The following is a 12,694-nucleotide window of genomic DNA, read 5'->3' on the forward strand; positions in this document are numbered from 1 at the left end:
ATTCAGGGATGTCGCTGAAACTCATGACTATAATCAGCTTGAACTATAGTTCAGGAATGGCCAGAAGGAGAGCAGAGATGTCAAGACTCCCGAAACAACCCCTGTTGGCGATTACCTTCGCCCTCCTGGTTCTAGGCGGATCGCTATGGGTGATCGACCCCAGCGACGGCCTCTTCTCCTTGTTTCCGGGGGCATCGGCCAAAGAAAGCTACCAGTACGCCAACAAGCCGATGGGTTGGAACGGACCCGCCGGGCAATGCGTGGTCTGTCACAACCTGGAAAAAGGTGACTCCTATCGGATCGGCCCCAACCTCTGGGGCATCGTCGACGCGCCGAAAGGGGGCTCCAAGGGTTTTGGCTATTCCCACGCACTGGCGACGGCGGGTGGGACATGGACCAAGCAGGATCTAGATCGATATCTCGCCAACCCCAATCAATTTCTGCCCGGCACCAACAAAACGATCGCCGGTCTGGAGCCCCAGGAGCGCGCCAAAATCATCGCTTTTCTGGTAACGCTGAAGGACTGAGCCATCCGAATCGCCCGACCCGCTATCGTGTCGGCGGGCTGTCCCGCATCAACCACCGGACCGATAGCCTCGTAAATCTTTGCCTCAGGGAGGCTTGTTACACTTAAACGGTTATTGGCTATTTCACGATTCATCATCGTTAGGGGAGCGCGCATGCAAATACTGTCGAATAAACGTGGATGGGTGGCGTTGTCGTTGCTAGTGGCGAGCGGCGCCGTCCATGCCCATACAACGGGATTGCCGCACATGGATCTCTTCACCGGGGTGGAACACCCGTTCAGCGGGCTGGATCACATTCTAGCGATGGTGGCGGTCGGATTGTGGGCGGCGCAATTGGGCGGTCGCGCCCTGTGGCTGGTCCCACTGACCTTCGTGCTGACCATGGCGGTGGGCGGAGCGCTCGGTTTGCTGGGCGTACCGCTACCCATGGTGGAACTGGGGATCGCCGGCTCCGTGGTGGTGCTCGGCGTACTAGTGGCGCTGGCCTCGCGACTACCTCTCGCGGTCAGCATGGCGCTGGTCGGGTTGTTCGCCCTGTTCCACGGCTACGCCCACGGCGCGGAAATGGCGGCGGAATCCAGCGCATTGTGGTATGGCTTGGGCTTCATGCTCGCCACCGCGACGCTGCATGCCCTCGGTATCGGCATGGCGTTGGCGGCGGGTCGAGGCGTTCCGGCGCGCTTGGTGCGGGTCGGCGGCGCGGCGATCGCGGCCAGCGGCATGCTGTTGTTGGCGGCTTAAGCCGCTTTCTCCCCCGGTCTATCCCGCGCCGCGCGGAGGTGGACCGGGATAACCCGGTACGTCGGCCATGCATGAACTTTCGCTGTGCGAAAGCATCATCGAAACCCTCACCACCCAAACGCACCGGCAGGGGTATAGCCGGGTGCGGCGGGTGTGGCTGGAAATCGGCGCGCTGGCCAATGTCGAACAGGATGCCTTGCGCTTCGCCTTCGAAATCGCCCGCCGGGATACGGTAGCGGACACGGCGGAGTTGGACATCGTCACCCTACCGGGTCAAGCCTATTGCCTGGACTGCGCGCAAGTGATCGCGGTCCATCAGTATTACGATCCATGCCCATGCTGCGGCGGCTTTCAGTGGCGGCTGACGGGCGGCAACGAAATGCGGATCAAGGAATTGGAGGTCGAGTAAATGTGCAGCACCTGTGGTTGCGGCGAAAACGAATTGACCATCCACGCGCATGACCACGCGCACGACCACGCGCACGAGCATCCCCACGTTCACGATCATGCGCCCGAAGCCCGGCGGCTTACCCTGGAACAGGACATTCTGGCGAAGAACGCCGAATTCGCCGCTGGTAACCGGCGGCTGTTCACGGAACGGGGCATCTTGGTCTTGAACCTGGTCTCCAGCCCTGGTTCCGGCAAGACCACGCTGCTGGCTCGAACGGTTCAGACCCTGCGCGCCGAATTTCCGGTCGCGGTGATCGGCGGCGACCAACAGACCGCCAACGATGCCGAGCGCATCCGCGCCGCTGGCGTGCCGGCGGTGCAGATCAACACTGGCAAGGGTTGCCACCTGGACGCGCACGGTATCGGTCACGCCCTGGAACGGCTGCCGCTGCCAGAACAGGGCCTGTTGTTCATCGAAAACGTCGGCAACCTGGTCTGCCCGGCGGATTTCGATCTGGGCGAAGCCTGCAAGGTTGTGGTGCTATCGGTGACCGAGGGCGAGGACAAGCCGTTGAAATACCCGAACATGTTCGCCGCCTCCGGCTTGATGCTGCTCAACAAGACCGACCTGCTACCCCATCTGGATTTCGACGTGGCCCGCTGCCTGGACCATGCACGGCGGGTCAACCCCGACATTCGAATTCTGCAACTGTCCGCCCGCACCGGCGAAGGCATGGAGGCTTGGCTGGACTGGCTGCGACAAGGCCAACAGGCGGCGCTGGCGCGGCAAATCAGCCGCTTGGAAGTGGATCTTGCCGCGGCACGGGCACGCCTGACCGCAAGTGCCGCCTGACCCGAATCCCGAAGAACCATCGTTCGTCACCCGCCGGCGGAGGTGACGCATGACCACACCGCAACGCCGCGCCATCCAGATCAGCGGTCAAGTGCAGGGCGTGGGATTCCGCCCATTTGTATACCGCTTGGCGGTAGCGCGCCGGCTGAGCGGCTTTGTCCGTAATGACGGCGCGGGCGTGACCATCGAGATTCAGGGCACCCCCGCCGCGCTGAACGACTTTCTCCGCGCCCTGCGTCAACCGCCGCCGTTGGCCCGCATTGATGCGCTCGATATCAGCGAACTGACTCCGCATCAGATGGAACCAGCGTTCGTTATCGCCGCCAGCGGTGCCGGCACGATCAGCGCCGATATCACGCCGGACACGGCGGTTTGCGAAGACTGTCTGGCGGAACTGTTCGATCCCGGCGACCGCCGTTACCGCTATCCCTTCGTCAACTGCACCAACTGCGGTCCCCGCTACACCATCACCGCCGCCCTACCCTACGACCGCCACAACACCAGCATGGCCGGTTTCGTCCTCTGCTCGGCCTGCGCGCGGGAATACCATGATCCCGATGATCGCCGCTTTCATGCCCAGCCCAATGCCTGCCCGGTCTGCGGTCCTCGCCTGAGCTTGCGCGACGCCACCGGCGCGTCAATCGACGTGGACGATGTCATCGCCGCCGCGTTGGAACGTCTGCTTGCCGGCGAAATTTTGGCTATCAAGGGATTGGGTGGTTTTCATCTGGTCTGCGACGCCCAAAACACCGCCACCGTGGCCCGCCTGCGCCGGCGCAAGCAACGCGACGCCAAGCCGTTTGCGGTCATGGCCGCCAACCTTGCCTCGCTGGCGCGCTGGGTGGAAGGCGATGAAGCGGACCGGCAACGGCTGGCATCGCCGCAACGACCCATCATGCTGCTGCGCCACGATCTGGATAGCGACCGACGCTTGCCCGGCATCGCGCCGGGTTTGGCGCATCTGGGCGTCATGCTGCCCTACACACCACTGCATTATCTGTTGTTCCACGAAGCAGCCGGCCGTCCCGCCGGAACACGCTGGTTGACGCAACCGCAACCGCTGCTGCTGCTCATGACCAGCGCCAATCCCGGCGGCGAACCCTTGGTGATCGACGACGAGGAGGCCACGCGGCGGCTGCAAGGCATCGCCGACGGTTTCGTCACCCATAACCGGGCGATTCTGGCCCGCTGCGAAGACAGCGTGGTGACTGGCCATATCTTCATTCGTCGCGCTCGCGGCCACACCCCCCAAGCCATCCGTCTGCCTCAGGCCGGTCCTCCAACGTTGGCGCTGGGCGGTTACCTCAAGAATACCCTGTGCCTGACCCGCGACGACCGTGCTTACCTCTCCCCTCATATCGGCAGCCTCGACAACGCCGCCACCTGCCGGGCTCTGGAAGAAGCCATGGCCCACTTGCAAGACATTCTGCGAATCACCCCGGAGCGGGTCGCCCATGACCTGCATCCAGATTTCCCCAGTAGTCGGCTGGCGGCGACTTATGCTGCGGAACGGGATCTACCCTGTATCGCCGTGCAGCACCATCACGCCCACATCGCGGCGGTCGCGGCCGAACATGGCCTGCGGGAACCGGTACTAGGGCTGGCGCTGGACGGCGTGGGCCTGGGTACGGACGGCGGTATCTGGGGTGGCGAATTGCTACGGGTGGATGGGGCACATTGCGAGCGGCTCGGCCACTTGCGACCGCTACCCCTGCCCGGCGGTGACCGGGCCGCCCGCGAACCGTGGCGACTGGCGGTGGCGGTGCTGCATCTGCTCGGTCGGAATGCGGAGATCGACCGCCGCTTCGGTGCCAGGGCAACGGTCATCCAACACATGCTGGAACGGCGCATCAACACCCCCGAAACCAGCAGCGCCGGCCGCCTGTTCGATGCCGCCGCCGCCGTGCTGGGCGTGCGGGAAACCAACGACTACGAGGGACAGACGGCGATGGAGTTGGAGGCACTGGCGCACCGCCACGGCCCGGCGCGACCGCTAGCGGCAGGATTCATCCTGCATGACGACGGGGTACTGGATCTGCTGCCGCTGCTGGCCGCTCTGGCCGGAGACATGGAACCGGGTCAGGGCGCGGCCCGCTTCCATGCCACCTTGGCACTGGCACTGGGCGAATGGCTGCGCTGGGCAAGCGACCGAACCGGTTTGAAACGAGTAGCTTTGGGCGGCGGCTGTTTCCTCAACCGTTTACTGAGCGCGCAACTTCAAACCCGGCTGGAAACGGCCGGCTGGCAGGTATGGACCGCCCGGCAGGCACCACCTAACGATGGCGGCCTGAGCCTCGGTCAGGCGTGGGTGGCGATGCTGACCAAACCCGCTTGATCGCTCTTTCAAAAACGCGGTGGTTTACGACGATAAGCGAGCCAAACCTTCAGTGCGTCATTAAATAATCATGGTGAAAGCATGGACACTTCAAACCCTACTGATTAGATGGCGAATCGGACAGCATCATTGAAGAAGATGAAAGTGACATGGAAGGCATGTGTGACCAGTTTCGATGAAACCATTCATGTCCCATGCGTGCCACGCGAGGCATGGTTTTTCAGCCACCCTTGACGTCATGATTTTAGGCACTAGGCTCAATACAGCTTCATGGAGTCCAGATACTTCAAACCAGTTCATCCAGACGAAAGCAGGCGATCGCATCATGCATCGAGCTGACTAAAACCCATATTGTTTTAAATTGGATAATCCATGAGAACGATCCTGGTTTTTCTGGATACCACCCTTTTGGGCCAACACCGTGTCTCGGTTCGGATGGTGATTGAGAACAGCGTTGGAGTTCTATCCAAATGACTGGGTGCCGAGAATTTATCCACAAATTTTAGGGGAGTATACCCAAATGCCCAAACCAGTCAGCAAGCCTAGCGCAAAATCCTTTACGATCGAGCCAGGATCGCCTCATCCCTTGGGAACAACCCTTGTAGAGAATGGCATCAATTTCTCCTTGTTCTCAGAACATGCAACTGGGGTTGAACTACTGCTGTTCGAGAATCATGACGATATCAAGCCCTTTCAAACCGTGGTATTCGATCCGATCGTCAACAAAACCTTTCATTTCTGGCATGTGTTCATCAAGAATGCCAAGGCGGGTATTCATTACGCCTTGCGCGTCGATGGCCCGAACGATCCAGGTGCCGGACATCGTTTCGATCGGGAAAAAGTACTGATCGATCCGTACTCAAAAGGGAATAATAAATCACTATGGAAACGCGGCGACGCTTGCTTGCCGGGCGATAATCTGACCACCTCGTTGCGTAGCGTAGTCATCGACACCAAGGATTACGACTGGGAAGGCGATCAACCACTCAAACGTCCACTGAATCAGACAGTCATTTATGAGTTGCACGTTGGTGGTTTTACTCGCTCGGCCACTGCTGGAGTCAAGCATCCGGGCACTTTTGCCGCCATTATCGAGAAAATTCCCTATCTAAAGGAACTTGGCGTCACAGCGGTCGAACTGTTGCCGGTTTTCGAATTCGACGATACCGAAACCAGGGAGTTCGAAGGTCAATCGCTCAACAATTATTGGGGCTATAGCACCATGAGCTATTTTGCCCCACACCCGAGTTATTGCATCAGCCCGGAAGCCGGTAACCATGTACGAGAATTCCGTGATATGGTCAAGGCGCTCCACAAGGCTGGCATCGAAGTCATTCTCGATGTCGTATTCAATCACACTGACGAAGGTAATCATCAAGGGCCAGTGTTTTCCTTCAAGGGCATCGACAACAGCAATTATTACTATCTGTCACCGCTGGATCGACGTTACTACTACGACTATACCGGTTGTGGTAATACCTTCAACTGCAATCATCCCATAGGGGAAAAATTCATTGTCGAATGCCTGAAGTATTGGGTCAATGAAATGCATGTGGACGGTTTTCGTTTCGACGAAGCTTCAGTGCTGTCTCGCGGCGAGGATGGAGCACCAATGCAATATCCACCCGTATTGTGGCAGATCGAATTGGATGAAGATCTGATTGATGCCAAAGTCATTGCCGAGGCTTGGGATGCCGCCGGATTATATCAGATCGGTCATTTTCCCGGCTACCGCTGGGGAGAATGGAATGGCCGTTACCGCGACGACATTCGCCGCTTCGTCAAGGGCGATCCTGGTATCATCGGCACCGTCGCTTCACGGCTGTCAGGCAGTGCCGACTTGTATCAATGGCGTGGTCACTTGCCGGTTAATAGCGTCAATTTTTTGGTCGCTCACGATGGCTTTACCCTGAATGATCTTGTCGCCTACAACGACAAGCACAACTGGGCAAATGGTGAACATAACAACGACGGCATCAATGAGAATCTGAGTTGGAATTGCGGGGTGGAGGGCGAGACGGACGATGCCGGCGTCGAGGCTCTGCGCAACCGGCAAGTCAAGAACTTCGCAACCCTGCTGATGTTGTCTCAGGGTGTCCCGATGATGGTCATGGGCGACGAAGTACGACGTACCCAGAAAGGCAACAACAACGCCTATTGCCAGGATAACGAGATCAGTTGGTTCGACTGGAATCTGACTGATAAGCACAAAAACCTGTTTCGATTCTGGAAGGAACTGATCGCCTTTAGGCTGCGCCATGATACGGCGCACCGTTCCCGTTATTTCACCGGAGTCGTCAACGAGCGTGGACTTGCCGATATCACTTGGCATGGCTGCGAACTGAACGAACCGAATTGGGACGATCCCAATGCCCGTGCCCTGACGGCTACTTCCGGTGGGATGGGTGACGAAGCGGATATTCATCTCATGATGAATATGTACTGGGAACCGTTGAGTTTTGCCATCCCGCCCGTTTCAGGGCGTAAATGGTATCGGGTGATCGATACCAGTTTGGAATCCCCGGACGACATCATGTCACTAGGTCAGGAATCCGAGATTGACGCTGACCGATATTCGGTCAATGGGCGTAGCGTCGTGGTGCTGATATCCAAGTAAGCTATCCTGATTCCTTCTGCTCTGCGTTTCAGCGGAGACCGATCTCAACTCATATAGAGGAGGACCGAGCATGGCAAGACGAAATTATTATGAAGGACTGAGTGCGGACTATTCCAAGCCGGACCCCGTCTCCGAGCCACTTCGATCTCAGTTGATCGATGATGGATTGCGTTTTGCCGCAATGAAGGAAGCGACATTGCCGGCGATAGATGCTCATTACCCAGCCGAGCAGATCGAGCAGGAAAATAAAGCTTGGTGGCCGACGCATTGCGAAGCACTGCGCCAAGGGCGTGGTGACATTCTGGTTGCCGAGTATCGTGACGATCTCGTGTATTTCTGCCAGGATGGTCCTTATTATGGAGTCAGTGAACAGAAAGTACGAGAAAAACACTGGTGGGCATTGATTGCTCAGCCAGGTGTTACCATGACTTGGCCGATCGCGATGTTCCACAGTGAATTCGTGCATTTCGAGTGGGCCTGCATGGACGACACCACCCATGAGACGATTGCGAAAGGCAGTGTTTGCTGGGTACGACGTGGACATCGTGGTGGCTGTCATTTCAAGAGCGAACAGCTCACATTCTATCGCGATGTTTTCGCCAGCCCAGAACTTCTGAAACTGATCAAAACCTAGAAATGCGTGGGTGGAATTGCCTTGCTTTATTCCAGTCCGAAACCACAACTGGGAAAAGAGCGGCTTAACCCCATCACACCGCCAAAAAACACCAAGGTGAGGAAAATAACCCATGGCTGAAGAACACTACGATGCGATTGTAATCGGCAGCGGATTCGGTGGTTCGATTGCGGCTTACCGACTTGCCGAAAAAGGGATAAAAACGCTAGTCCTGGAACGCGGTAAATGGTGGCCAATTACCGATCGACAGGATACGTTTTGCACTTACCGGGAACCGGATGGACGGGCCGCCTGGCTGAGCGATGAAACGGTGATGTTCGAGCCCAAACCGATCAACAAATACGTTGGTCTTCTGGAGCGGCATATCGAGGACGGCATTACCGTATGGTGCGCGGCGGGTGTCGGTGGTGGCTCGCTGGTCTACAACACGGTGCTCTACCAACCGAGTCGCGCCAACTGGAATCGGGTTTTCCCGCCGGAAATCCCTTACGATGAAATGGATGCCGTTTATTATCCTCGGGTACGCAGCGTGATCAAACCCTCGCCCATTCCAGGCGATGTGCTGGAATCCGACTATTATTTGTCGACCCGAATCATGACGGAACAAGCATCCTTGGCCGGCATGAAGGTCCGCCGCGCCGACCTGGGTTCGGACTGGGACGTGGTTCGTCAGGAACTGCAAGGCGAAAAAAAAACCGGCGGCCATCGCTGGCGAAATTTGGTACGGCATCAATAGCGGCGTCAAACGCAGCCTGGATCACAATTATCTATCCCTGGCCCAGGAAACGGGCTGTGTCGAGATTCTTGCCCTGCATCAGGTGACCGAGATCGCCGAGGCGGGTAAAAATCAGTATCGGATCACTTGCGATCACATCAACGAGCAGGGCGAAGTACAAGAAACCAAAACTTTCGTGACGAGCAAGCTGTTCCTGGCGGCCGGGTCCATGGGTACTTCGAAGATGCTGGTACGCGCCAAGACCACCGGCAAACTGCCGGCCTTAAACGACTACGTGGGTCAATTCTGGGGCAATAACGGCGACACCTTCGCCACTCGCAAAGTATCCGCGCGCACCAACGGAGGACAGGGGGGACCCGCCTCGATCATCATCGAGCATCACGATAATCCGATTCTGCCGCAGGCGATCATCGTGTTTCCGGAATGGGATGCACCCGAGGGTACATTGACGACCCTGGGTATGACGCTACCCGCCGATCTGGGCGCTTTCCGCTATGACCCCGACACCGATCGGGTACGCCTGACCTTCCGTCTGGATTCGCCCGGCAATCAAAAAATGCTGGAAGCGGTCAATCTGACCTACGCCTTGCTGGATGACAACAATCCCTATGAAATGCCGATCAAGGGCAGTCTGAATTTCAGCGGCCATTACTTCTGCCCGATCAATGGCTTCCCGGAACCGAGCAATCAAAGCGTCGTTCACGATAAAACCCAAGCCGGCGCTGGAGTTACGGCGCATCCCTGCGGTGGAGTGTATTGGGCAAAGCGTGCGACATGTACGGGCGAGTACAGGGCTATCCAGGGCTTTATGTGGTCGATGCCGCGCTCATACCGGGATGCACCGCAGCCACAAATCCCGCCTTGACCATTGCCGCCCTTGCCGAACGTTGCATGGAACAAATCGTGGCCAAGGATTTCGGCTGAATTGAAATTGTTTCCGTATCCACTGTCGAGGAAGGTGATCATGGCTAAAGATCCGGTCCGAGGTATTCTCGGCGAGCCCGTCAAAGGCAAGATCGGGGTATTGATCGAAGATCATTTCGATCAGACCGAATTTCGCAAATTCAATACCTTTTTCCCCGAGCGGGGTTATCAGGTTGTCTATCTCTCTCATTTGTGGGGCAATCCCGAATTGACGTTCGGCTCGAATCCCGACGAAGGCTATGTGGAAGAACATGTCATCGTCGGCACCGAACTCAACGATGTGCAACCGGCCGATTTCAAAGGCATCATTCTGATCGGCGCCTATGCCACCGATCGTCTGCGTTATGAAACCAATCCCCGCAAGGGCCAACCTAACATGTCACCAGCCGTGGTGTTTCTGCGCAAGGCAGTCGCCACGCCAAATCTGAAGATAGGCACCATTTGTCACAGTTTGTGGCTATTCTGCGCGGATTCCTCACTGCTCAAAGGCCGCAAGGTGACCTGTGCCCACAACATCATTTGCGATGTGGCAAACGCCGGGGGTGATGTGATTTTCGACGGTGACCAAACGGCCGATCTAGTGATCGACGGTAACTTGATTTCCGGTAAGCATCCGGCTGTCACCGATCGCTTCATGGAAACTTTCCTGATCGAAATTGAGAAAGCCGCTTAACGCCAGGCGTTGACTCGCCGAATATCACAGTTCCTAAGATATCGCAGCCCCCTATGCTGGAGAGCCCACCGTATGAATAAAATCGATTTCACCTTCTCGGATCTGATCGCCGGCTATGTCACGAGCTATGACCAAGCCAGCGACAGTTTCGGCTTGAAAACTTCGGATGGCCGTGAATACACGGTGCATATTGCCGTCAATTGTTATGCGGAACTGGTCCGCAATCTGGGCGAAGCATTTCACGATGCCAGCGGACCCATGCGGGAAATGCTGACGCCTGACCGGTTTCTGTTCGCCTACGGCATTTTCTATCCAGACGGCGCTGATGGCGATTGTCGATTCGACGTTAAACATATTGTTTTTGTTGGCCGAACTGAGAATGAATATCTCTTCGAAAAACAGAACTGGTGGATTCAACAGATTCGCCAGTTGGCCGATTTCTATCTCAATGCGGAGTTCGGCGATGGAGAAATCGATTATTCCGCGTATCGTACCAATCTGGCGCTGACCGGCGAGAAACTGCGGAGTGGCCGACAGGAAACCGATACCATTTCCCGGCTGGTGTATGGCTTCTCATCAGCATTCTTGCTGACTGGGGATGAACGCTATCTGGAAGCCGCGCAAAAAGGCACCAAATATCTACGCGACCATTTCCGCTTCAAGGACAACAGCGAGGATATCTGCTATTGGTATCACGCCGTCGATCTCAACGACGACGGCACCGAACAGAAGATTTTCGCCTCCGAGTTCGGCGACGATTATCACGCCCTTCCTTGTTACGAGCAGATCTACGCCTTGGCCGGACCCACGCAGACTTACCGGGCCACCGGCGACCGGCTGATCATGGACGATATCAAATCCACCATTAATTTATTCAACCGTTTCTATAAGGACAAAAGCGAGAAAGGCGGTTATTACTCGCACATCGATCCCATTACCCTGAGTCCTTACAGCGAAACACTGGGACACAACCGGGCACGAAAAAACTGGAATTCGGTCGGCGATCACGCACCCGCTTATTTGATCAATTTGTGGCTAGCAACTGAAGCGCCGGAATATGCGGATTTCCTGGAGTACACCTTCGATACCATTGCCAAGCGCTTCCCCGATTACGAGGAAAGCGATTTCGTGCAGGAGAAATTCCACGACGACTGGTCCAAGGATCAGACCTGGGGTTGGCAGCAGAACCGGGCGGTGGTTGGCCATAACCTCAAGATCGCCTGGAATCTGATGCGCATGCACAGCTTGAAAAGCAAGGACGAGTATGTCGCCTTGGCCACCAAGATAGCGAAGCTCATGCCCAAGGCGGGCGGCGATCCACAGCGCGGCGGTTGGTACGACGTGGTCGAGCGCGTCCTGGGTTCGGGTGAAAAATTCCACCGCTTTGGCTGGCACGACCGCAAGGCTTGGTGGCAACAGGAACAGGGCATCCTGGCCTATCTCATTTTGCATGGCGTGCTCAAGGATCCCGAGCACCTGCGCATCGCCCGCGAATCCTCGGCGTTCTACAACGCCTGGTTTCTGGATAACGACAGCGGCGGCGTCTATTTCAACGTGCTGGCCAACGGCCAACCCTATTTGCTGGGCACCGAGCGCGGCAAGGGCAGCCATTCGATGGCCGGCTATCACTCCTTCGAACTGGCCTATCTGGCGGCGACTTACACCAACCTGTTGATCGCCCAGGAACCGATGGATTTCTATTTCAAGCCCGAGCCCGGCGGATTCGCTGACAACGTGCTGCGGGTGCAACCGGACATTCTGCCCAAGGGCAGCATCCGCATCAGCGAAGTGTGGGTCAATGGCCACACCTACGACGATTTTGATGCCGACGCCTTGACGGTGAAACTGCCCGAGGGGCATGGCGAAATCACCGTGCGCGTACGTATCGCGCCAAATGCGGTCCATTTCAGCGCCGATCTGCTCGATGTGACCGGTGGCATGGCCAAGATTGTCTTACAAGGCGATCTTGGGCCGCGAGGCATCAGATATCTGGAGGAACAAGTCGAAGCAGCGCGGGCGGAAAATATCGGCGGTATCGTGTTCGATATGACGCAGTTGGATTCCATCAGCAGCGAAGCGCTGCGCTATATCGTATTCAGTAAGCAAACCTTTGGATCGTCTTTCAAGCTCTCCGTGACTGGTGCCAATCCAGCGGTGAAAAGTGCCATCGAATCCAGCGAACTCAATGATGAAGTGAGCTGGCTTTAAAGCCGGTCTTACTCAAGGCGGGCTCAAGGAATGTGCCCGCCCTACCATGCATGCTA

At 57.0% G+C, this 12,694-nt stretch carries 10 protein-coding genes and 1 pseudogene; all 11 read left to right on the forward strand.

Going from position 1 to position 12,694, the window contains the following annotated elements; translation table 11 throughout:
- Positions 1–77 precede the first annotated feature (77 nt).
- The 11 genes and pseudogenes from E4P82_RS01185 to E4P82_RS01235 all read left to right on the forward strand — a co-directional run bounded on the left by E4P82_RS01185 (position 78) and on the right by E4P82_RS01235 (position 12,638).
- A complete protein-coding gene (locus E4P82_RS01185) occupies positions 78–527 on the forward strand; it encodes a c-type cytochrome (protein WP_169247191.1) in 450 nt (149 codons plus the stop codon).
- 153 nt (positions 528–680) lie between these two features.
- Complete coding sequence (locus tag E4P82_RS01190) at positions 681–1,268, forward strand: HupE/UreJ family protein (protein WP_169247192.1); 588 nt, start codon at positions 681–683, stop codon at positions 1,266–1,268.
- Between the two features lie 67 nt (positions 1,269–1,335).
- On the forward strand, positions 1,336–1,677 hold the full coding sequence (hypA, locus tag E4P82_RS01195) for a hydrogenase maturation nickel metallochaperone HypA (protein WP_169247193.1): 342 nt from the start codon (positions 1,336–1,338) through the stop codon (positions 1,675–1,677).
- Positions 1,678–2,511: a hydrogenase nickel incorporation protein HypB gene (hypB, locus tag E4P82_RS01200; RefSeq protein WP_169247194.1), complete on the forward strand. Its 834-nt coding sequence runs from the start codon at positions 1,678–1,680 to the stop codon at positions 2,509–2,511.
- Between the two features lie 49 nt (positions 2,512–2,560).
- Complete coding sequence (gene hypF / locus E4P82_RS01205) at positions 2,561–4,846, forward strand: carbamoyltransferase HypF (protein WP_169247195.1); 2,286 nt, start codon at positions 2,561–2,563, stop codon at positions 4,844–4,846.
- Between the two features lie 520 nt (positions 4,847–5,366).
- A complete protein-coding gene (gene glgX, locus E4P82_RS01210; RefSeq protein ID WP_169247196.1) occupies positions 5,367–7,463 on the forward strand; it encodes a glycogen debranching protein GlgX in 2,097 nt (698 codons plus the stop codon).
- Between the two features lie 70 nt (positions 7,464–7,533).
- Complete coding sequence (locus E4P82_RS01215) at positions 7,534–8,097, forward strand: hypothetical protein (RefSeq protein ID WP_169247197.1); 564 nt, start codon at positions 7,534–7,536, stop codon at positions 8,095–8,097.
- A gap of 112 nt (positions 8,098–8,209) precedes the next feature.
- Entirely contained in the window at positions 8,210–8,833 is a 624-nt protein-coding gene (locus E4P82_RS22675; RefSeq protein ID WP_169247198.1) for an NAD(P)-binding protein, read from the forward strand.
- Positions 8,834–9,563: 730 nt separating this feature from the next.
- A pseudogene (locus E4P82_RS22680) lies at positions 9,564–9,757 on the forward strand (GMC oxidoreductase); the annotation flags it as partial.
- A 40-nt stretch (positions 9,758–9,797) separates the two neighbouring features.
- Positions 9,798–10,430, forward strand: a complete 633-nt coding sequence (locus E4P82_RS01230; protein WP_169247200.1) for a DJ-1/PfpI family protein — start codon at positions 9,798–9,800, stop codon at positions 10,428–10,430.
- A 72-nt stretch (positions 10,431–10,502) separates the two neighbouring features.
- Positions 10,503–12,638: an AGE family epimerase/isomerase gene (locus E4P82_RS01235; protein ID WP_169247201.1), complete on the forward strand. Its 2,136-nt coding sequence runs from the start codon at positions 10,503–10,505 to the stop codon at positions 12,636–12,638.
- Positions 12,639–12,694 lie beyond the last annotated feature (56 nt).

This window comes from Candidatus Competibacter phosphatis (genome assembly GCF_012939995.1).
GTDB lineage: Bacteria > Pseudomonadota > Gammaproteobacteria > Competibacterales > Competibacteraceae > Competibacter > Competibacter phosphatis.